Annotated in this window: 23 protein-coding genes and 2 tRNA genes; 10 read left to right on the plus strand and 15 right to left on the minus strand. The window is 70.4% G+C overall.

Annotated features, from left to right (window positions below; translation table 11 throughout):
- Positions 1 to 59: 59 nt before the first annotated feature.
- From DEJ16_RS12665 to DEJ16_RS12700, 8 genes are all read right to left on the minus strand, one after another.
- Positions 60 to 1391, minus strand: a complete 1332-nt coding sequence (locus DEJ16_RS12665) for a hypothetical protein (RefSeq protein ID WP_146232881.1) — start codon at positions 1389 to 1391, stop codon at positions 60 to 62.
- 43 nt (positions 1392 to 1434) lie between these two features.
- On the minus strand, positions 1435 to 1854 hold the full coding sequence (locus DEJ16_RS15570) for a hypothetical protein (RefSeq protein WP_146232882.1): 420 nt from the start codon (positions 1852 to 1854) through the stop codon (positions 1435 to 1437).
- Positions 1855 to 1902: 48 nt separating this feature from the next.
- A complete protein-coding gene (locus DEJ16_RS12675) occupies positions 1903 to 2607 on the minus strand; it encodes an HNH endonuclease (protein WP_181419588.1) in 705 nt (234 codons plus the stop codon).
- 37 nt (positions 2608 to 2644) lie between these two features.
- Positions 2645 to 2824 (minus strand): AlpA family transcriptional regulator, encoded by a 180-nt coding sequence (locus DEJ16_RS12680; protein WP_110825351.1) that lies wholly within the window; start codon positions 2822 to 2824, stop codon positions 2645 to 2647.
- 4 nt (positions 2825 to 2828) lie between these two features.
- Positions 2829 to 3218: a hypothetical protein gene (locus DEJ16_RS12685; protein WP_110825350.1), complete on the minus strand. Its 390-nt coding sequence runs from the start codon at positions 3216 to 3218 to the stop codon at positions 2829 to 2831.
- An 81-nt stretch (positions 3219 to 3299) separates the two neighbouring features.
- Entirely contained in the window at positions 3300 to 3584 is a 285-nt protein-coding gene (locus tag DEJ16_RS12690) for a hypothetical protein (protein WP_110825349.1), read from the minus strand.
- Positions 3581 to 4204, minus strand: a complete 624-nt coding sequence (locus tag DEJ16_RS12695; RefSeq protein ID WP_110825348.1) for a helix-turn-helix domain-containing protein — start codon at positions 4202 to 4204, stop codon at positions 3581 to 3583. Before DEJ16_RS12695 ends, DEJ16_RS12690 begins: the two co-directional genes overlap by 4 nt.
- Entirely contained in the window at positions 4201 to 4392 is a 192-nt protein-coding gene (locus tag DEJ16_RS12700; protein ID WP_110825347.1) for a hypothetical protein, read from the minus strand. The genes DEJ16_RS12695 and DEJ16_RS12700 overlap by 4 nt, the downstream gene beginning before the upstream one ends.
- 65 nt (positions 4393 to 4457) lie before the next feature.
- Between DEJ16_RS12700 and DEJ16_RS15815 the strand changes: the two genes are divergently transcribed.
- Both DEJ16_RS15815 and DEJ16_RS16130 read left to right on the plus strand, forming a co-directional pair.
- Positions 4458 to 4607, plus strand: a complete 150-nt coding sequence (locus DEJ16_RS15815; RefSeq protein ID WP_181419589.1) for a hypothetical protein — start codon at positions 4458 to 4460, stop codon at positions 4605 to 4607.
- Positions 4608 to 4698: 91 nt separating this feature from the next.
- Entirely contained in the window at positions 4699 to 4989 is a 291-nt protein-coding gene (locus DEJ16_RS16130) for a helix-turn-helix transcriptional regulator (RefSeq protein WP_110825526.1), read from the plus strand.
- Here the strand turns inward: DEJ16_RS16130 and DEJ16_RS12710 are convergent.
- A tRNA-Val gene (locus DEJ16_RS12710) sits at positions 4949 to 5021 on the minus strand. The two genes, DEJ16_RS16130 and DEJ16_RS12710, sit on opposite strands and share 41 nt — an antisense overlap.
- Before the next feature lie 79 nt (positions 5022 to 5100).
- Between DEJ16_RS12710 and DEJ16_RS12715 the strand changes: the two genes are divergently transcribed.
- Entirely contained in the window at positions 5101 to 5670 is a 570-nt protein-coding gene (locus DEJ16_RS12715) for a hypothetical protein (RefSeq protein ID WP_110825346.1), read from the plus strand.
- Between the two features lie 148 nt (positions 5671 to 5818).
- The gene (locus tag DEJ16_RS12720; protein WP_110825345.1) at positions 5819 to 6706 is read left to right on the plus strand and encodes a L,D-transpeptidase; all 888 of its coding nucleotides are present in this window, start codon (positions 5819 to 5821) and stop codon (positions 6704 to 6706) included.
- On the opposite strand, the gene DEJ16_RS12725 is transcribed toward DEJ16_RS12720, so the two are convergent.
- Both DEJ16_RS12725 and DEJ16_RS12730 read right to left on the minus strand, forming a co-directional pair.
- The gene (locus tag DEJ16_RS12725; protein WP_309146414.1) at positions 6699 to 7433 is read right to left on the minus strand and encodes an alpha/beta hydrolase; all 735 of its coding nucleotides are present in this window, start codon (positions 7431 to 7433) and stop codon (positions 6699 to 6701) included. The two genes, DEJ16_RS12720 and DEJ16_RS12725, sit on opposite strands and share 8 nt — an antisense overlap.
- A 307-nt stretch (positions 7434 to 7740) precedes the next feature.
- Positions 7741 to 8229, minus strand: coding sequence for a peroxiredoxin (locus tag DEJ16_RS12730; RefSeq protein ID WP_110825343.1), 489 nt, complete (start codon positions 8227 to 8229; stop codon positions 7741 to 7743).
- Positions 8230 to 8472: 243 nt separating this feature from the next.
- Between DEJ16_RS12730 and aceE the strand changes: the two genes are divergently transcribed.
- The 6 genes from aceE to DEJ16_RS12760 all read left to right on the plus strand — a co-directional run bounded on the left by aceE (position 8473) and on the right by DEJ16_RS12760 (position 16247).
- Positions 8473 to 11217, plus strand: coding sequence for a pyruvate dehydrogenase (acetyl-transferring), homodimeric type (gene aceE, locus DEJ16_RS12735; RefSeq protein WP_110825342.1), 2745 nt, complete (start codon positions 8473 to 8475; stop codon positions 11215 to 11217).
- Between the two features lie 7 nt (positions 11218 to 11224).
- A complete protein-coding gene (locus tag DEJ16_RS12740; RefSeq protein WP_110825341.1) occupies positions 11225 to 12451 on the plus strand; it encodes a CdaR family transcriptional regulator in 1227 nt (408 codons plus the stop codon).
- A gap of 94 nt (positions 12452 to 12545) precedes the next feature.
- Positions 12546 to 13490, plus strand: coding sequence for an ACP S-malonyltransferase (locus DEJ16_RS12745; protein ID WP_110825340.1), 945 nt, complete (start codon positions 12546 to 12548; stop codon positions 13488 to 13490).
- A gap of 68 nt (positions 13491 to 13558) precedes the next feature.
- Positions 13559 to 14581 (plus strand): beta-ketoacyl-ACP synthase III, encoded by a 1023-nt coding sequence (locus DEJ16_RS12750; protein ID WP_375232123.1) that lies wholly within the window; start codon positions 13559 to 13561, stop codon positions 14579 to 14581.
- 84 nt (positions 14582 to 14665) lie between these two features.
- Positions 14666 to 14914: an acyl carrier protein gene (locus tag DEJ16_RS12755; protein WP_058741348.1), complete on the plus strand. Its 249-nt coding sequence runs from the start codon at positions 14666 to 14668 to the stop codon at positions 14912 to 14914.
- An 88-nt stretch (positions 14915 to 15002) separates the two neighbouring features.
- Positions 15003 to 16247 (plus strand): beta-ketoacyl synthase, encoded by a 1245-nt coding sequence (locus DEJ16_RS12760; RefSeq protein ID WP_110825339.1) that lies wholly within the window; start codon positions 15003 to 15005, stop codon positions 16245 to 16247.
- A 443-nt stretch (positions 16248 to 16690) separates the two neighbouring features.
- Here DEJ16_RS12760 and DEJ16_RS12765 read toward each other — a convergent pair whose 3' ends face one another.
- From DEJ16_RS12765 to DEJ16_RS12780, 4 genes are all read right to left on the minus strand, one after another.
- On the minus strand, positions 16691 to 17224 hold the full coding sequence (locus DEJ16_RS12765) for a DUF3145 domain-containing protein (RefSeq protein ID WP_110825338.1): 534 nt from the start codon (positions 17222 to 17224) through the stop codon (positions 16691 to 16693).
- Positions 17225 to 17355: 131 nt separating this feature from the next.
- Positions 17356 to 18426 carry an AI-2E family transporter gene (locus DEJ16_RS12770; RefSeq protein WP_258365971.1) on the minus strand — a complete coding sequence of 357 codons (1071 nt, stop codon included), beginning with the start codon at positions 18424 to 18426 and terminating at the stop codon, positions 17356 to 17358.
- 64 nt (positions 18427 to 18490) lie between these two features.
- A tRNA-Ile gene (locus DEJ16_RS12775) sits at positions 18491 to 18565 on the minus strand.
- Positions 18556 to 19788, minus strand: a complete 1233-nt coding sequence (locus tag DEJ16_RS12780; RefSeq protein ID WP_258365972.1) for a glycosyltransferase — start codon at positions 19786 to 19788, stop codon at positions 18556 to 18558. The genes DEJ16_RS12775 and DEJ16_RS12780 overlap by 10 nt, the downstream gene beginning before the upstream one ends.
- Positions 19789 to 19887 lie beyond the last annotated feature (99 nt).

Genomic DNA, 19887 nt, shown 5'->3' on the forward strand with positions numbered 1-19887 from the left:
CACCAACTCTGAGCGGCCCCACGCGGACACAGACGGACAGCGCGGCCACAGGCGGACGGTCAGAACAGCTGCATGCCGATCTTCTCCGGCAGGTGGTCTACGGCCCACGCGGCGAGGGTCGCGGCCTCCAGAGCGCTGATCGACCCGACCGATGCGCGCCGGCCCCACGTCCAGGCGCCGTCGCCGATCCACCGGCGGGTGGCAAGCTCGGCGGCGTTGTCGAGAGCGGCGTGCGGGCGGTAGCGGAACTTCGGCGAGGGCTCGGCGGTGACCCAGGCGAGCACGTTCGAGGCGGCGGCAGTGACGGCGGAGGTCTGGAGCGGGACGAGGTTGAGCTTCGCGCGCTCGGCGGCGTCGAACAGGGCGCCGGACGGGCCGACGCGGTCGATCGCGGCCGATGCGTCGAACTCGTCGCACAGCTGCTGGAGCCGCGGGAGCACCCAGTCGGACCCCGGGGCGTGGCCGTTGGGGACGACGGTGACGATGATGTCGCCGGCGACGCGGACGGCGGCGACGATCGTGGCGTCCACGTTGTCGACGCCGACTGCGGCGCCGAACGCGATCGGCCCGTCCGGCTTCGTGTCGTCGGTCCACGCGGCGCGCTTCCACGCCTCGAGCGGGATGGTGCGCTCGGTCGCGCCGGTGCGACGGTTTCCGTAGGCGCGGGCGAACTCGCCGGGGCCGAGCCGTTGAAGGTTGTCGACCAGGGTCTGCATGTCGAACAGGTAGCCGTAGCCGGGGTGTGCTCGGGCGACGGCGTCGAGGTCGGTCGGGTCGACGTCGGGGCCGATGCCGTAGTCGATCAGGCAGACGGTCGGGTCGCCGGCGCGGGCACGTTCGAGGACGGCGTTGAGGAACGTCGAGTCCACGGTCCCCTCGGTGCTCTCGATCCACACCTGAGGGCGCTGGCCGGTGACCATGGAACGAGAGCCGGCGGCGCCGGCGATCGCCTGCACGAGCGCCTGCCCGTCTGTCTGCGAGAACGCCCACGCCTCGTCAATCGACGCCCGGTCGACCTGCTTCGAGTGCAGCGAATCGACGGTCGGCGGGTGCGGTCGAAATGTCGAACCGTTGTAGAACTTGAGCGATTCCGACCCGTTCGACAGTCGCGGTTTCTTCGCAAGCGGTGCGATAGCGGACGCGGCCCAGTCGTCCTCCACCATTTCGCGCCACTTGTCCGTGGCGTGCTGCCCGGATTGCGCCGTGTACCAGGCACGACGCCCCGGACCCATAAGTGCGTTTTGCACGCTCGTCCCCAGGTCGAGCGTGGTTTTTCCGCACTGACGCTGGACGGTGACCACGACGTCCGAATACACGAACCGGCCGAACGAGTCGACTTCGAGGGCGACGTCCGCACCGATGCGCTGCCACGGAATGAACGGCTTTCCCATCGCGGCACCTACTGCGGCGGCGTGCGCCCCGTACGTGGCACGGTCATAGTTCCTGGGAGTTATCTGCCGTGGGGCCACCGGGGCGGGGGGCGGTTGCGAGTGCATCAGCGATCTTTCGGAGTTCGGGTGGGAGGTCGGACGTGTCGGCGTCGATCACGGGCGGGTCGAGTTGGTCCATCAGCTGGGAGAGGGTCGCGACCTCGTTCGCGACGGCCCGTCCCTTTTCGTTGCCCTTCGCGATGTTCTTCGCGAGCGACAGGCACATGCGAGCGAGGGCAATCCGGGAACCAACTAGCGGGTTTTTCTGCTCAATCTCGGCCAGTGCTTTTCGAACCGCTGATTCTTCCTGCGATTCCCCGTAATAGTCCGGCGCGATGTCCAAACTTGCGAGAATGTCGGGCGTTGTTTCAGGCATGGCCGGCGCTCCGATTTTTCTTTTCCTGGTCGGATTGAGGGAGAACACGGCGGTGGGAACGCTGGGTGTCGTGCGCGCCGTTCTCAGAAAAACGGATCATCCCCACCAGCCCCCATCGGGCGGGCCGGCGTTGACACGCTCCGGCTCGCGCACGGTCTTGGTCGCTTCGACCTCGGGCTCGTGCTGCCGTGCCCGTGGTGCGGCTGCTGACAGGGCTGGGGCCACAATGTCGTACCAGGTCGCGACGTGCTGGCGCATGACCTCGGGCCTCTCGGCTAGGGCTCGGCGCTCGACCGTCTCGCGGCCGGGGTCGATGGTGATGACGCGGTAGTGCAGCGCCCGGTACTCGGCGAGGTCGTCAGCGGTCGGCATGCTGTGGATGATCCACACCCCGCACGGCACCTGGAGCCGGCGTGCGCGCTGGATCGCTGCTGACCGTGCACCGATCGCGACGTGGCGGACGTGCTGCGGGTAGACGTGCGTGGTGCTCGGCTTGATCGGCATGAGGGCTCGAGCAATCTCGTCCAGGTCAATCGCGACGTCGATCGGGCTTGCGTGCTCACGGATGTACGTGGACTTCCCGCCGGCGGGCGGGCCGATCAGCACGGTGATGATCGGACCGCCGGCGCCCGACATGGCGAGGTTGCGGCGCTTCGAGTTGCACGACTTGCACGCCGGGCGAAGGTTCTCCATGTCGTCGGTGCCGCCCTCGTGGAACGGCACGACGTGGTCCTTCGTCGTGGCCTTGTACGAACACCCGGGCAGCTGGAGCCAGCACAGGTCGCCGTAGAACTCGATCACGCGCCGCGTGAGCGCCGCTGAGGCGCTACCGCCCCGCTTAGCGCCTCCCACTGTCGCCGCCCTGCTGGCAGGCCGCGAGCCAGGCGCCCACAGCGTTCGGGTGGTACCGGATCAGCCGGCCGTCCTGCACGAACACCGGACCACGGCCCCGTGCGCGCATCTTCCGCAGGGCCTCCGGGGTGACCTGGAGCAGCGCGGCGACCTCGGCCGGCGTCATGTACTTACCCACGGCGTCCGGCGCGTTCGGCGTACACGGCCTCGAGCGCTGCTGCGTCGATCGCCTGGGCGAGCAGATGTGCGTCCTTCGGGTCGAGCCAGATCGGGCTCTCGGAGACAATGCGGACGGCGTAGCCAGCCGAGGCCGGGGTCAGCTGTCGGACGCTGATAGCGACGCCCAGGGACTCGATGTGGTGCTGCGCCTCGGGAGTGGTGGTCTGCGTGCTGTCCAGAGCCTGGCGCGAAGCGCCCTGCCGCGTAGCGGCGTGCTCGCGTGGATGCTGCACGGTCATGTGGGCGTCGGTGACCTGCGTGAGTTCGCGGAGCGTGAGGTTGGGTCGCTGATAGCCACAAATGACGCAGCCGTAGCGCCAGATGCGTTCGACGTCAGCCACGGTCGGCCTCCTGGGCGTCGCGGTCGAACCAACCGCAGAAGTAGACGCCGGCGGCGGTGAGGATGATGGCAAGGACGGTGATCATGCGCGTGCTCCGATCGAATCCATGTCGAACATCGCGGGCGGCAGCGCCGTGGGGTCGTTCTCGGGCTGCGGCAACGCATCGGGACGTGGGTGGTGCAAGTCAGCGTGGCTCGCGCAGTAGTGCTTGCCCTCGCGCTCGACCCAGTCGATGTCGGTGAGGTCGAGGTCCGACGCGGACCCCATGCCGCTGTATTCGCCACCGCTCCACTGCTCCACGAAGTCGGCTTCGCATCCTGGCTCGTCGCACAGAATCGTGTAGGTCTCGAACGTCTTGATACTCATGCGGATGCTCCGATCGGTGCGGGAGCGCGGAGTCCGCACGCGTTCGTGCACCACCCCGTCAACTCGTCAAAGTGGTGCTGTCCGGCGACAGCTGAGGGGCCAGTGCAACGCGAGCGAGTCTCAGGGGTGACATCTGCTCTGTGGTTGCGTACCGGGGTCTTAGTAGGTTGTTCTCTTAGTTCTCTTAGTTCTCTATGCGCGACAGCAGTTGTCGCCCCTGGTGTCACCCCTGGTGTCACCCCTGACGGCGTGTCGTCGGGGCTGTGGATAACCGTGTCACCCCTGAACTCGTCGTCATCCGGGTCGACCGGGAGCGGCGCCTGAGTGCTCTTCGGGTGCATGACGATGTCCCAGACGATCGGACGGCGGTTGCCCTGCCAGTGCGACACTGCGCGCTGGTCGCCCTTTCGAATCAGGTTCGCCCGCTCGAGTTCCTGCGTGGCGCGCTGGATGCTGCGGGTGCTGACGCCGAGTTCGTCAGCAATCTCGTAGACGAGGCGCCACGCCCGCGTGCCGTCCTGTGCGGCGACGTTCGCGAGTTTCGTGAGGACGCGGAACGCGAGCGGACCGCACGCGTCGTAGGGCAGCTGGTCAATCGCGTCCATGGCCTGCCAGCTCATGCAGTAGCCGCCAGGTCGTCAGCGAGCCGTGCGATGTCCTCGGCGTTGAAGACGTAGGCGCCTCGCAGACCCGGCATCTTCGCTACGGGTTCGAGGGTGCCGGCTTCGACCCGGCGGATGGTCTGCCGGATCGACTCGCCGAGCCGTTCGGACGCCTCGCGGGTTCCGATCAGTTCAGGGGTTGACATGCGTCAAAGGTAGTACACACTTAGCGTGTGTCAAAGACTTGACGCAAACGATCCAGGAGGATGACATGACCGAAGAGCAGATGATCGAACTCAAGAAGAAGCTCGCCGACTACCTCAACAGCTACCCGGGCGCCGAGAACGCAGAGGTCGTGGACGGCGACATCCTCCTGACCGTCGACGACGTCGACATGGTGGTCGACCTCGAACTCATCTGACCGATCACAAGGAAGGGCGCCCCGTTCGCGGCGCGCCCTTTTCGTGTGTCAAACGTTGCGCAGGCGTCGATATTGGGCGTACGTTTGACACATGACGATTCTTCCCGCCACGCGCAAGGTCCCGCCGGTGACCCTCGCGCACCGACTCCGCATCGCGCGCGAGTGGCGCGACCTCGAGCAGGCCGACATCGCTCGCGAACTCGGCATCAGCCGTGCCACGGTCAGCAACTACGAGCGAGGCGTCACAACGCCCGGCAAGCTCGCCGTCAACGCGTGGGCCGTCGTGACGGACGTCGAGGTCGACTGGCTGCGTGAGGACGACTGGCAAACGCCTCCTCCGGTGGGCCCTGCCGGGATCGAACCGACGACATCCACGGTGTAAACGTGGCGCTCTACCAGCTGAGCTAAAGGCCCTCGCGCGCCGCTGCCGGCGCACCCCACATCCTACGGGTGCGCCGAGAGCCGTGCCGCGCCGCTGACTACGCTCGCGCTCATGCACCGTCGCTCCCCCGCCGTCGTCACCGCCACCGTGCTCGTGACCCTGCTCGGCACCCTGCTCGCCGGCTGCTCGGTGCCCGGCTCCGACACGAGCACGACGGCGCCCCCGTGGCCGCGCCCGACGGACCTGGAGCACCGCGCCGACGAGGCCGGGCTGAAGGACGTCTGGGGCGAACGGCTGGCCGAACACGTTCACACCCATCTGTCGATCACGGACGGCGACACCCCGGTCGTCGTGCCCGGGAACGTCGGCCACTCGGCGTCCGAGCACTTCGCCGCGCAGCTCCACACGCACGACAGGTCGGGCATCCTGCACGTGGAGTCGCCGACCCGCGAGACCTTCACCCTCGGGCAGTTCTTCGACGAGTGGGGCGTCTCCCTCGGTCCGGCTCACGTCGGCGGACTCCGAGGCGAGCTCACCGTGTGGGTGGACGGGGAACGCTTCCTCGGCAACCCCCGCTCGATCGCGTTGACGAACCGGCGCGAGATCGCCCTGGCCGTCACGACGATCGGCGAGGTCCCGCACCGTCCGGCACCGTTCGACTGGCCGCGGCAGTACCGCTGAGCGCGCGGCGCCCGCGCACGCCGCTGTCGGACCCAGCCGCGGTCTGGGAAGCTGGGGAGGAGGGGGTGGGAGCACCATGACGGATCCGTCCAGCACACCGGGACCGGACGCACCAGCGAGCGGGACACGTCGACGGTGGATCGTCGGCGTGGGGGCACTCGCGGTCGTCGTCGCAGCCGCGACGACCGCCTGGGCGCTCTCCGGCACCGGCCAGGAGGCCCGCCCCACGCCCGTCGCGGCCGCACCGTCCGCCACGCGCACCCCGACACCGTCACGGACGCCGCTGCCGGCCGTGCCCGCGCGCCCGTCGGACGCCGCCCTCGCCGCCCTGCCGCTCGCGTTCCACGACGCCGTGATCGGCGGGCTCCTCGACGGCTCTCAGGTGGACGCGGAGAACCACTGGACGACCGCGACCCCGAAGACCCCGCTCGTCCCCCTCTACGCCTCCCCCGACGCCGACGCCGCTCCCGTCGCCACGCTGTCGTCCTCGGTGTCCACGCTGAACACCCCGACGGTGACCGCCGTCTGGGACCGCGCACCCGGGCGGGACGGCGGGATGGTGCTCGTCTCGACGCCCTCGCGGAACCGGACACCGGGCGACGGCGGGGTCGCCACGGCCCCGAGCGCGACGTTCGCCTGGGCCCGCGCCGCGGACTTCACCCTGACCGGCGTCGACCGGGTCGTGCGGGTGGACAACCAGGCGTCGACCATCGCGATCGTCCGTCGCGACGGCTCGGTGCAGACGAGCGAGGCCGCGCGCCTCGGCACCCCGCAGGACCCGACCCCGGCGGACACGAAGACGTACATGGAGGCGAACTACGTCGACCCGCAGGTGGCGTACACGCAGGGGCACCCGATCTCGCTGACCGGCGCGCACTCCGCGACGCTCGCCGGCTACGGCGGGAACGCCGCCCTCACCGCGTTGCACTACTACCCGGACCCGAACGGGTCGTCGCACGGGTGCGTCCGCATCTCGGCGGCGATGACCGAGGCCCTGGCCGGGCTGCCGATCGGGACGCCGATCGAGTTCAGCTGAGCAGCTCCCGGACGACCGCGTCCGGCCGCTCCACGTGCGCGAAGTGCCCGCAGTCCTCGAGCAGCACGGTCCGCACGTCCGGCAGCGTCCGCCGCAACCGGTCGAGGTCGTCGGTCCGGGCGAACACGTCCTGCCGCCCGGCGACCGCCACCACCGGACACCGCACGGCGGACCAGCGACGGGTGTCGTAGTGTGCCGCGGAGCGGGCTGCGCCGAGGAACCCGGCCGGCCGGAACTCCTCGACGAAGGCGTCGAGGACGCTGCGGTCGAGTCGGCGCACGGCCGCGAACACGGGTGCCGCGAGGAGCGGGAGCAGCCCGACCCGGGCGAACGCCCGCAGGACGGTGTGCGCGGACCCGCGGGTCACGGCGAGCCCGGCGCGCAACAGGGTGAACGCCGGCAGGGACCGCAGCGCCCGCACGGGGTGTCGCGATGCCGCCGCGGTCGCGAACGTCGTCCCCGAGACGAGCCCGAGGGACCGCACCCGAGCGGGTCGGTCGACGGCGAGGTGCAGGCCGACGAAGGCCCCCATCGAGTGCCCGACCACGTCGACGTCGTCGAGGCCGAGCGCGTCGAGCACCGCGACGAGCACCCGGGCGGAGTCGTCCACGTCGAGCGGGACCTCCGGCGCGGGCGACGCCCCCCCCACCCGGGCAGGTCGACGAACACGAGGCCGCGGCCCGGCAGCCCGTCGGCTGCTGCCAGGAGCGGCGTCCACGTCGACCACGAGCCGGCGACACCGTGCAGGAACAGGAGCGGCCGCACACCGCGACGGTGGTGGACGACGGCCGGGCCGGCGTCCGTCGCGGTCGTCGTCGTGGTCAGACCCCAGCGGGCCGGGTCGTCGACCACGGGGTACGGCGCGTAGCGGCCGTCCGGGACCCCGCCGACCTGCGGGGCCGAGCCGGTGTCGGTGGCGGTCACCGTGCCTCCAGTCCGGTGCGCTCGGGCACCGTCAGGGGTTCGGAGCCGACCGTGCCGGGGAGGGCAGGTGGGCGTCCGTCAGCGGGCGCGCAGCGGCCGGGAGGCCCGGGTCAGCTGACCGGGACCGGCGCGGAGCACGCGGCGAGGCGGTCCAGGGCGGCCCGGTACTCGGTCACGTCGCGGGCGACGCCCGGCTCGGTGATGATCGACGCCTTGATGCGTCCCTGCACGTCGATCACGAAGGTCGCGCGGGTGGCGAAGCCCTTCTTCTCGAGGAAGACGCCGTACTCCTTGGACACGGCACCGTGCGGCCAGAAGTCGGCGAGCAGCTCGAAGTCGTAGCCGTTCGCCTGGGCGAAGGACCGGAGCGTCGCCTTCGAGTCGACCGAGATGCCGATCAGCTCGATGCGCTGGTCCTGGAACATCGCGATGTTGTCCTGCAGCGTGCAGAGCTCGTCGGTGCAGGTGGACGAGAACGCGAGCGGGAAGAAGACGAGGGCGACCGGGCGGTGGCCGCGGTGGTCGCTGAGTCGGACGTGCTCACCGAACTGGTTCGGGAGCTCGAAGTCCGGCGCGAGTGAGCCGATCTCCAGTGCCATCGTGGTGGTGCTTCTCTCCCCGGGCGTTGGGTGTGCCCGTCGGTTCCACGCATCCACCGGTCGCGGACGCACGGTCGGCCATGCTACGCCGACGGCCCGCGAACGCAAGTGCCGTCCGGACCGCGTCGTCATCAGCATCGCGGTCGGTGCGTGGGCCTAGAGTGGACGCGGCCCGTCCCCGGTCGTGATCCGACCACCGACGGCTCGACATGTCCACCACCACGAGAACGAACGAGGTCAACGGTGACGGTGAACGACCAGGACCCGCGCAGCACCGCAGGGCAGGACCAGGACCCGGAGGAGACCGCCGAGTGGCGTGAGTCCCTCGACGGTCTCGTCGCGACCCACGGGCACCAGCGGGCCCGCGAGATCATGCAGAGCCTGCTGAAGCGCTCGAACGAGCTGCACCTCGGCGTGCCGATGGTCCCGACGACGGACTACGTCAACACGATCGCCCCCGAGGACGAGCCGACGTTCCCCGGCGACGAGGAACTCGAGCGCCGCTACCGCCGCTGGATCCGTTGGAACGCGGCCATCACGGTGCACCGCGCGCAGCGTCCCGGCATCGCCGTCGGCGGCCACATCTCGACGTACGCGTCGAGCGCCGCCATGTACGAGGTCGGCTACAACCACTTCTTCCGCGCGCAGGACCACCCGTCCGGCGGGGACCAGGTCTTCTTCCAGGGCCACGCCTCCCCCGGCATGTACGCCCGCGCCTACATGGAAGGCCGCCTGAGCGAGGACCAGCTCGACGGCTTCCGCCAGGAGAAGTCCCACGCCGGCGGCGGACTGTCCTCGTACCCGCACCCGCGCCTCATGCCGCACTTCTGGCAGTTCCCGACCGTGTCGATGGGCATCGGCCCGATCAACGCGATCTACCAGGCGCAGCAGGCCAAGTACCTGTCGAACCGCGGCATCAAGGACGCCTCCGAGCAGCAGGTCTGGGCCTTCCTCGGCGACGGGGAGATGGACGAGGTCGAGTCCCGCGGCCAACTCCAGGTCGCGGCGAACGACGGCCTCGACAACCTGAACTTCGTCATCAACTGCAACCTCCAGCGCCTCGACGGCCCGGTGCGCGGCAACGGCAAGATCATCCAGGAGCTCGAGGCGTTCTTCCGCGGCGCGGGCTGGAACGTCATCAAGGTCGTCTGGGGCCGCGAGTGGGACGACCTGCTCGCCCGCGACACCGAGGGTGCGCTCCTCAACCTGATGAACGCGACGCCGGACGGCGACTACCAGACGTACAAGGCCGAGAACGGTGCCTACGTCCGCGAGAACTTCTTCGGGCGCGACCCGAAGGCGCTCGAGCTCGTCAAGGACTACACCGACGACCAGATCTGGAACCTCAAGCGCGGCGGCCACGACTACCGCAAGGTCTACGCGGCGTTCAAGGCGGCGACCGAGCACAAGGGCCAGCCGACCGTCATCCTCGCGAAGACGGTCAAGGGCTACGGCCTCGGCCCGAGCTTCGAGGGCCGCAACGCGACCCACCAGATGAAGAAGCTCACGCTCGACAACCTCAAGCAGTTCCGCGACGAGATGCGCATCCCGATCTCGGACGCGCAACTCGAGGAGAACCCCTACACGCCGCCGTACTACCACCCGGGCAACGACGACGAGGCGATCCAGTACATGCACGAGCGCCGCCGTGAGCTCGGTGGCTACGTGCCGGAACGTCGGTCGAAGTACACGCAGGTCAACCTGCCCGACGAGTCGAAGTACCAGATCGTCAAGAAGGGCTCCGGCAAGCAGGAGGTCGCCACGACGATGGCGTTCGCCCGTCTGCTGAAGGACCTGCTCCGCTCGCCCGACTTCGGCAACCGCGTCGTCCCGATCATCCCGGACGAGGCCCGCACGTTCGGCATGGACGCGTACTTCCCGACAGCGAAGATCTACAACCCGAACGGCCAGCACTACACGTCGGTCGACCGCGAGCTGCTCCTGGCGTACAAGGAGAGCCCGCAGGGCCAGATCATCCACGTCGGCATCAACGAGGCGGGCGCCCTCGCGGCGTTCACCGCCGTCGGCACCTCGTACTCGACGCAAGGCGAGCCGCTCATCCCGGTCTACGTCTTCTACTCGCAGTTCGGGTTCCAGCGCACCGGCGACGCGATCTGGGCCGCCGGCGACCAGATGACCCGCGGGTTCATGATCGGCGCAACCGCCGGTCGCACCACCCTGACCGGGGAGGGCCTCCAGCACGCCGACGGCCACTCGCCGCTGCTGGCCGCGACGAACCCGGCCGTCGTCTCGTACGACCCCGCCTACGGCTACGAGATCGGGCACATCGTCCGCACCGGCCTCGAGCGGATGTACGGCACGAACGAGGACGGCTCTCCGTCCCACGACGACCCGAACGTCATGTACTACCTCACGGTCTACAACGAGCCGCTCGTGCAGCCGGCCGAGCCGGAGGGCGTCGACGTCGAGGGGATCGTCAAGGGCATGTACCTGCTCAAGCCGAGCGAGCACGACGGCCCGAAGGCCCAGCTGCTCGCGTCCGGTGTCGCCGTGCCGTGGATCCTCGAGGCGCAGCAGCTCCTGGCCGAGGACTGGGGCGTGTCCGCCGACGTCTGGAGCGTCACGAGCTGGGGCGAGCTGTACCGCGACGGGGTGGACGCCGAGCAGCACGCGTTCCTCAACCCGAACGACGAGCCGCGCACCCCGTACGTCACCGAGCGCCTGCTCGGGACCGAGGGCCCGGTCGTCGCGGTGAGCGACTTCATGCACGCCGTGCAGGAGCAGATCCGTCCGTTCGTCCCGTCCGACTACGCCACGCTCGGTGCCGACGGCTTCGGCTTCTCGGACACCCGTCCGGCAGCGCGCCGCTTCTTCCACATCGACGGTCCCTCGGTCGTCGTGCGGACGCTGCAGCAGCTGGTCCGGCAGGGCAAGCTCGACGCGTCGGTCCTCCAGCAGGCGATCGACAAGTACCGCCTGCACGACGTGACCGCCGGCACGACCGGCAGCGCGGGCGGCGAGAGCTGATCTCCGCGTGACCACACCCCGCACCGCCACCGCCGCGGGCCGGGAGGACGACCGGCAACGGGCGCTCTCCTGGCTCCGGCAGGTGTCGGGCGAACTCTCGACCGCGACGATCAAGCGGCTCGAGGACACCCTGCCCTGGTACAGCGAGATGCCCCCGGGCCGTCGCTCGGCCGTCGGCATGGTGGCCCAGGCCGGCATCACGTCGTTCATCTCGTGGCTCGAGGGCAGCGCCTCCACCCCGTGGATCGCCGCCGCCGACGTCTTCGGCTCGGCTCCGCGTGAACTCCTGCGCTCGGTGAGCCTGCAGCAGACCCTGCAGCTCATCCGTGTCGTGGTGACCGTGGTCGAGGAGCGCGCCGCCGACGACGAGATGCTGCAGGAGGCGATCCTCAAGTACTCGCGCGACATCGCGTTCGCGGCGGCCGACGTCTACGCCCGTGCGGCGGAGGCCCGCGGGCTGTGGGACGCCCGGCTCGAGGCCCTCGTCGTCGACTCGATCCTGTCGGGCGAGTACGACGACGAGCTGCCGTCGCGCATCGCCGCCCTCGGCTGGCACGGGCACGGCGAGGTCGCGGTCCTGGTCGGGACGGCGCCGAAGCAGCTCGAGGTCGACCAGGTCCGTCGGACTGCCCGCCACCAGGACGCCGACGTGCTCATCGGCGTGCAGGGGTCGCGACTCGTCGTGGTGATCGGTCGGGCGACCCCGCGGGACGACGTGCCCGAGGGCGAGGAACCCGTGTCGTTCATGTCGATCGCGCAGGAACTCGAGCCGTTGTTCGGCGAGGGCCACCTGGTGCTCGGCAACGAGGTCCCCGGGGTCGTCGACGCCTCGACCAGCGCCAAGGCCGCCCTGGCCGGGTTCGCCGTGGCCCGGGCCTGGCGCGGCGCTCCCCGACCGGCCCTCGCCGACGACCTGCTGCCGGAGCGTGCACTCGCGGGCGACCCCCTGGCGCGCTCGGCCCTGGTGCAGCGGATCTACACGCCGCTCAAGGACCAGTCGACCGAGCTCCTGCAGACGCTGTGGTGCTACCTCGACACCGGACGGTCGCTCGAGGCCACGGCCCGTGAGCTCTTCGTGCACCCGAACACCGTCCGCTACCGCCTCCGCCGCGTCGCGGACATCATCGGGTGGGACGCCACGCACGCGCGGGACGCCCTCATCGTGCAGTCCGCGCTCATCCTCGGCGCGATGTCCGAGGCGGCCTCCACGCGCCGACGCCCCACACGCCGCTGAGCACACCGCCGGGTGGGGTTCCTACAACGCATCCCGGCAATCCGTGTGGGGAGTCCACACGAGCCCGACGGTGGCGGCCCGGCATCATTGAGCGGTGATCGTCGTCGTCGCGCCCGGACAGGGCTCCCAGACCCCCGGCTTCCTCGCCCCCTGGCTCGAGGACGCCGCCGTCCGTGAACGTGTCGGACAGTGGTCCGAAGCGATCGGCGTCGACCTCGCCAGCCACGGGACGGACTCCGACGCGGACACCATCAAGGACACCGCCCTCGCGCAGCCGCTCATCGTCGCCGCCGGGCTCGTCACCGCCGACGCGTTGCTCGCCGACGGCCGCCGCGCCCTCGTCGGCGGTGTCGCCGGACACTCGGTCGGCGAGTTCACCGCCGCAGCCGTCGCCGGGGTCCTCACGCCGACCGACGCCGTGTCGCTCGTCGCCGAGCGGGGCCGGGCCATGGCCGACGCCGCTGCGCTCGAGCCGACCTCGATGGCAGCGGTCCTGGGTGGCGACGCCGACGAGCTCGCCGCGCTGCTCGACTCCCTCGAGCTCGCCGCCGCGAACCACAACGGCGGCGGGCAGACCGTCGTCGCTGGTCCGGTGGACGCGATCGCCCGCCTGGCGGAGCAGCCGCCCGCGAAGGCCCGTGTGGTCCCCCTCGCGGTCGCCGGCGCCTTCCACACGCGCTTCATGGCCCCGGCCGTCGACCGGGTCGCCCCCGTCGCCGCGGCCGCGGCCGTGCAGGACCCGACCCTCCCGCTCTGGACGAACGCCGACGGCTCGCAGGTCGAGGACGGACGCCGCTTCGTCGACCTCATGGTCCGGCAGATCGCCAGCCCCGTGCACTGGGACGCCGTCATGACGTCCTTCCAGCAGGCCGGCGTGACCGGCATCATCGAACTCGCGCCGGCCGGAGCCCTGGTCGGTCTCGCCAAGCGCGGGTTGCGCGGCACGCCGACGGTCGCGATCAAGACCCCGGACGACCTGCCTGCTGCCGTCGAGCTGCTCCAGAGCGCCACCGACGACTCCACGGAGGCCGCCCGATGACCGACGCCAGCACCACCGCCGTCGGGACGGACGCGACCGCCGGGACGGACGCGACCGCCGGGACTGTCGTGACTCCGAGCCTCCAGGCCGGCGACCGACCGGTCCTCTCCCAGCGACGCGGCCACGAGTTCACGCGGATCCTCGCCTTCGGCGCCGCGCGCGGCGAGAACGTCGTCCCGAACGACGACCTCGTCGGTCCGATCGACTCCTCCGACGAGTGGATCCGCCAGCGCACCGGCATCGTGACCCGCATGCGCGCCGGGCGTGACGTCGAGGCCGTCGACCTCGCCGAGGCCGCCGCGCGCGAGGCGATCGAGAAGGCCGGGCTCACCCCCGACCAGATCGGTGTCGTCCTCGTCGCGACCGTCACCCACACCGTGGCGACGCCGTCGATGGCGTCCCTGCTCGCCGAGCGGATCGGTGCTGCACCGGCCGCCGCGTACGACATCAGCGCCGCGTGTGCCGGATACGCGTACGGGATCGCGCAGGCGGACTCGTTCATCAAGTCCGGCATCGCCGACCACGTGCTCGTCATCGGCGCCGAGAAGCTCAGCGACGTCGTCGACCCGACCGACCGCTCCATCTCGTTCCTCCTCGGGGACGGGGCGGGCGCGGCCGTCGTCGGTCCGAGCGACACCGCCGGCATCGGGCCGAGCATCTGGGGCTCCGACGGCTCGAAGTGGGACGCGATCGGCATGACCGCGACCTACAACGAGTGGGCGGCGGGAGCCCCCCGCCCGACGATGCGCCAGGCCGGGCAGACCGTGTTCCGCTGGGCCGTCTGGGAGATGGTCAAGGTCGCACGCCAGGCGCTCGAGGCCGCCGGTGTCCGCGCCGACCAGCTCGCGGCGTTCGTGCCGCACCAGGCGAACATCCGGATCATCGACGAGTTCGCCAAGCAGCTCGGGATCCCGGACACCGTCGCCATCGCCCGTGACATCACCACGACGGGCAACACCTCGGCCGCGAGCATCCCGCTCGCCACGCACCGCCTGCTCTCCGAGCACCCGGAACTGTCGGGCGGTCTCGCCCTGCAGATCGGCTTCGGCGCCGGACTCGTGTTCGGCGCGCAGGTGGTCGTCCTCCCCTAGTCCCCTCGCGCCTCCGGGCGCGGGCAGTGCCCGTGCCCTAGGCTGTCCCACGGTCAAACGACACCCCCCTCAAGGAGAACACTCATGGCCCTGTCCAACGAAGAAGTCCTCGCCGGCCTGGCCGAGCTGATCAACGACGAGACCGGTATCGCCACCGACACCGTCGCCGCTGACAAGTCGTTCACCGACGACCTGGACATCGACTCCATCTCGATGATGACCATCGTCGTGAACGCCGAAGAGAAGTTCGACGTCAAGATCCCCGACGAAGAGGTCAAGAACCTCAAGACCGTCGGCGACGCCGTCGACTTCATCGTCAAGGCCCAGGCCTGAAACGAGCTTCCTGAGCGCCGCGGGCCGCTGACCCTCGAGTCGTGGCCCGCGGCGCTCGTCTTGTCCCTCGCAGAAAGAACCGTCGTCCATGACCAAGAGAACCGTCGTCGTCACCGGGATCGGTGCGATCAGTCCCCTCGCTGCGACCGCCAAGGAATCCTGGGCGGCCCTGCTCGCCGGCGAGTCCGGCATCACCCGCATCGAGGACACGCGCTACGCCGAGCTCGAGCTCCCCGTGGAGTTCGCCGGTCAGGCGCGCCGCTTCGTCACCGACCAGCTCACCCGCCCGGAGGCGAAGCGACTTGACCCGTCCTCGCAGCTGTCGCTCATCGCGGCTCGTGAAGCCTGGGCCGACGCCGGCATCGACGCCGAGTCCGTCGTGCCGGAGCGGCTCATCGTCGACTGGGCGACCGGCATCGGCGGCGTCAACACGCTGCTCGACGCATGGGACACCCTGCGGGAGCGCGGTCCCCGACGCGTCCTGCCCATGACCGTCCCGATGCTCATGGCGAACGGGCCGGCCGCCGCCATCGAGATGGAGTTCGGCGCCCGTGGTGGCGCCCGCACCTACCTCTCCGCCTGCGCCTCCTCCACGGAGTCCCTGGCCGAGGCATATCGCCACGTCGCCTTCGGTGACGCCGACATCGTCATCGCCGGTGGTGCCGAGGCCGCGCTGCACCCGCTGCCGCTCGCGGCGTTCGCCGCGATGCAGGCGCTCTCGCGTCGGAACGACTCCCCCGCGACCGCGTCCCGTCCGTACGACGTCACCCGTGACGGCTTCGTGCTCGCCGACGGCGCCGCCGCGCTCATCCTCGAGACGAAGGAGCACGCCGAGGCCCGCGGCGCGCACATCTACGCCGAGGTCGCCGGTTCCGGCATCACGTCCGACGCCTTCCACATCACCGCTCCGGACCCCGAGGGCTCCGCCGCCGCCCGTGCGGTCATCATGGCGCTCGAGCACGCGGACGCCAGCCGTTCGGACGTCGCGCACGTCAACGCGCACGCGACGTCGACCCCGGTCGGCGACGTGGCCGAGTACCACGCGATGCGTCGGGTCTTCGGTGACCACCTCGACCAGGTCGTCGTGTCCGCCACGAAAGCGTCGACCGGGCACCTGCTCGGCGGTGCCGGCGCGATCGAGGCGGTCTTCACCGTCCTCGCGCTCGAGAACCGTCTCGCACCGCCGACGATCAACCTCACCGAGCAGGACCCGGAGATCGTGATGGACGTCGCGACCGCTCCGCGGGAGCTGCCGGCGGGCGACCTGCTCGCGGTGAGCAACTCGTTCGGCTTCGGTGGGCACAACGCCGTGGTCGCGTTCCGTTCGGTCTGATCCGCCGTCGGCCTGGAGGCCCGTCCCGCGTCGCGGGGCGGGCCTCCGTCGTCCTGCGTGCGCCGCCGGTCGGCGCGCTCCCGGGACCCCTCCGCGGTCGCACGACGTGCCGCTCACGTCCGCCGCGGTCCCACGATGTGCGGCTCTCGACGCGCGAGGTCCGCACATCCCGGAACCTGGACGTCTGCCTCCGGGCGAGCCGCGCCTCCCGGCTGCCCGTCGGCCCCCCGCTGCCCGAGGTCGCCCGCGCTCGCCCGCGGTCGCACGACGTGCCGCTCACGTCCGTCGTGGTTCCACGATGTGCCGCTCTCGGCGCGCGAGATGGGCGGATTCCGGAACCGCGGCGCAGGAGCCCGCGCGCGTCGGACCCCGGCCCCACGACGCAGACGACGGCGCCGCCTCGGCAGAGGCGACGCCGTCGATCGGAGGAAGCAGGCCCGGGACTACCCCACGCGGTGGAGCCAGACGACCGGGTTGCCCTCGGCCGCGTGCCGGAAGGGCTCGAGCTCGTCGTCCCATGCCTGACCGAGCGCGAGTCGCAGTTCGCGGTGCAGGTCGAGGGCGTTGCTGCCGGCGACCTCCATGGCGTAGCGGACCCGGTCCTCGGGGACGACCATGTTGCCGGTGACGTCGGTCTGCGCGTAGAAGACGCCGAGGTCCGGCGTGTGCATCCACCGGCCGCCGTCGGAATGAGCGGTGGCGTCCTCGGTGACCTCGAACCGCAGGTGCTCCCAACCGCGCAGGGCGGAGGCGATCGCCGCGCCGGACCCGACGGGGCCGGACCAGGTGAACTCGGTGCGACGTGAGCCGTCGAGCGCGGGCTGGTCGAGCCACGAGAAGTTCACGGCGCGGTTCATCGCGCGACCTGCCGCCCATTCGACGTGCGGGCAGAGCGCGCGTGGTGAGGAGTGCACGTAGAGCACTCCTGACGTTGTCCCAGTCACGATTCCTCCGATCGTCAGGTGCGACTTCCCCATCGACCTGGACTGCGGAGGACCCGTTCGGGACCATCGGTATGCGATTGTGATGTCCCGCAGGACAAGCTCATCATGCCAGCTGCCGACCGGGAACGGCAAGCACCCGGACGAAGACCGTGGAGCCCGATCCCCTACGCCAGTTCCTGACGCGGGTAGATGACCTTCTGCACGATGATGATCACCGACGCTGCTGCCGGCACGGCCACGAGCGCGCCGAGCACCCCGCCCACCGTCGCTCCGGCGACCGCGGCGATGACCACGAGGGCCCCGGGGACCTGCACGGCCCGCGACATGATGCGCGGCGAGATGATGTACGCCTCGACCTGCATGTACACGAGGTAGTAGATCGCCGCAGCCAGTGCCGTCGCCGGCGAGGCGAACAGGCAGAGCAACGAGATGAGCACCGCGGCGCCGATCGTGCCGACGAGCGGGATGAGCGACCCGAGGAACGCGAACGTCGCCAGCAGCACGGGCAGGGGCGCTCCGATGATGAGCAACCAGATGATGCTCAGCACACCGTTGATGCCGGCCTGGGTGATCTGGCCGACGACGTAGCGGCCCACCGACGACGTGACCTCCTCGCTCACCGCGACGAAGTTCTCCCGACGGGACGCCGGCACGAACCGGTACGCCATCGTCTTCAGGCCGCGCATCGACGCCAGGAAGTACAGCATCAGGATGATGACGATGAGGGCACCGGTCAGGCCGGAGAGGATGCCACTGCCGACGGCGAGGATCCCGCCGCCGAGGGAGAGCAGGTTGCCGGGGTTCTCGACGAACTTCTGCGCGGACTCCAGTGCGTGGTCGACGTCGAACGACCCCTCGAACTGTCGCGAGAGGTCCTGCACCCAGCCCTGTCGTGAGATGTCGTCCACGATCTCGGGGAAGTTCTGGACGAGGTTCGTGGCCTGTTCCACCAGCAGCGGCACGATCGCGAAGACGACCCCGACGAACGCGCCGAGCACCGCGACGACGACGACGAGGATCGCCGACCACCGCGGGATGTACCGCTCGAGCAGGGTCACGAGTGGGTCGAGGCCGAGCGCGATGAACAGCGCGACGCCGATGTAGACGAGGACGGTGCTCAGCTCGTGGATGAGCGTGCCGGCCAACAGTGCGACGAGCACACCGATCGCCCCCATGAACCCGATGCGGAAGGCGTTGACGCGCACACCGGTGCCGGCCCGGCTCACCTCGAACATCACGTTCGGGGTGGGCGCGTGACTCGTGTCTTCGGGAGGGCGCTTCTTGGACGGCAGGTGCACGTAGGGCGGGCGGGACTTGAACCCGCGAATCGTTCGGTTATGAGCCGACTGCCTTGACCAGCTTGGCTACCGCCCCTCGGGGCCAGCGGCCACCGGCTCCCCACGATACAGCGCCTCGAACGTGGAGAGGGTGCGGTTGATGTCGTGTGCCTCGATCATCGTCAGGCTGCGTGCGCGCATGCGGGCGTACTCGTCGTCGGGCGCGGTGAGCACCGCGGCGAGCTTCGCGGCGAGGTCGTGCTCGTCGCCCGGCGCGAACAGGGCGCCATTGCCGTCGACGAGGTGCGGGAGCGCCATCGCGTGCGCCGCGACGACGGGCAGCCCGGAGGCCATCGCCTCGAGCGAGGAGATGCTCTGCAGCTCGGCCGTCGACGGCATCACGAACACGGTGCCCTCGGTCAGGGTGCGGAGCTTGACCTCGTCGGGGACGAACCCGAGGAAGCGCACCCGGTCCTCGACACCGAGCTCCTGCGCGAGCGCGGTGAGCTTCGGGATCATGTCGCCGTCGCCGACGATCGTGAAACGGGCGTCGAGCGCGGCGGGCAGGAGCGGCAGCGCACGGATGACGACGTCGAGGTTCTTCTCGGGCGCGACCCGGCCGACGAACACGATGTCGTTGCCGGCGGGCCGTCCGGTCGCCGGCGTGTACCGGGTGGCGTCGATCCCGCACGAGATGGCGAGCACCGGCTGCCCGGCGATCGCGTCGCGCAGGTAGTCGGCGGCGAGCTCGGTGGGCGTCGTGATCGCCTCGGCGAGCCGGTAGGTCTTCGCCGCGTCCCGCCAGGCGATCTTGAGCGCGATGGGCGTCGTCCGCTTGCCGAAGGGCGTGTACTCGAGCAGGTTCTCGGGCATGAAGTGGTTCGTGCCGATGATCCGGATGCCCCGGTCGTGTGCCTCGCGGGCGACGCCGCGGCCGACCACGATGTGGGACTGGATGTGCACGACGTCGGGCTGCAGTGCGTCGATGACCGGGGCCGTGTGCTTGCGGACCGTCCACGGCCACGCGAACCGGTACCAGGCGTGTGCCGGCCAGCGGTACGAGGCCAGCCGGTGGACGGTCAGCGTGACGCCGCGGTACTCCTCGTCGAAGGAGCCGTGGTGCGTCCGGTTCCAGGACGGGGCGATGACGTGCACCTCGTGCCCGCGCTGCGCGAGCCCGACCGCGAGTTCCTCGGTGAAGGTCGCCGCACCGTTCACGTCGGGCGCGAAGGTGTCGGCGGCGATGAGCACCCGCAGCGGCCGTCGCCCCCCGGTGGCGGCCGTGGTGTCGGTCGTCTCGGTCCTGGCGTCTGCTGACACGGCGGGGGTCGTCCTCTCGTCGCGGTCACCGGCGCGCGTCCTGACGGACGGCCGGTCTGGTCGGTTCGGAACGCTACCGCACCCCTCTGGCCGCCCGCC

The organism is Curtobacterium sp. MCJR17_055 (assembly GCF_003224335.1).
Lineage (GTDB): Bacteria > Actinomycetota > Actinomycetes > Actinomycetales > Microbacteriaceae > Curtobacterium.

Bases quoted from the DNA above. Each gene is read 5' to 3' on its own strand.
- DEJ16_RS12690 (WP_110825349.1), bottom strand. From the start codon at position 3,584: ATGAGTATCAAGACGTTCGAGACCTACACGATTCTGTGCGACGAGCCA.
- DEJ16_RS12700 (WP_110825347.1), bottom strand. From the start codon at position 4,392: ATGTCAACCCCTGAACTGATCGGAACCCGCGAGGCGTCCGAACGGCTC.
- DEJ16_RS12770 (WP_258365971.1), bottom strand. From the start codon at position 18,426: ATGTTCGAGGTGAGCCGGGCCGGCACCGGTGTGCGCGTCAACGCCTTC.
- DEJ16_RS16130 (WP_110825526.1), top strand. From the start codon at position 4,699: ATGACGATTCTTCCCGCCACGCGCAAGGTCCCGCCGGTGACCCTCGCG.
- DEJ16_RS12765 (WP_110825338.1), bottom strand. From the start codon at position 17,224: ATGGGGAAGTCGCACCTGACGATCGGAGGAATCGTGACTGGGACAACG.
- DEJ16_RS12715 (WP_110825346.1), top strand. From the start codon at position 5,101: ATGCACCGTCGCTCCCCCGCCGTCGTCACCGCCACCGTGCTCGTGACC.
- DEJ16_RS12695 (WP_110825348.1), bottom strand. From the start codon at position 4,204: ATGAGCTGGCAGGCCATGGACGCGATTGACCAGCTGCCCTACGACGCG.
- DEJ16_RS12680 (WP_110825351.1), bottom strand. From the start codon at position 2,824: ATGACGCCGGCCGAGGTCGCCGCGCTGCTCCAGGTCACCCCGGAGGCC.
- DEJ16_RS12755 (WP_058741348.1), top strand. From the start codon at position 14,666: ATGGCCCTGTCCAACGAAGAAGTCCTCGCCGGCCTGGCCGAGCTGATC.
- DEJ16_RS15815 (WP_181419589.1), top strand. From the start codon at position 4,458: ATGACCGAAGAGCAGATGATCGAACTCAAGAAGAAGCTCGCCGACTAC.
- DEJ16_RS12665 (WP_146232881.1), bottom strand. From the start codon at position 1,391: ATGGGAAAGCCGTTCATTCCGTGGCAGCGCATCGGTGCGGACGTCGCC.
- DEJ16_RS12730 (WP_110825343.1), bottom strand. From the start codon at position 8,229: ATGGCACTGGAGATCGGCTCACTCGCGCCGGACTTCGAGCTCCCGAAC.
- DEJ16_RS12760 (WP_110825339.1), top strand. From the start codon at position 15,003: ATGACCAAGAGAACCGTCGTCGTCACCGGGATCGGTGCGATCAGTCCC.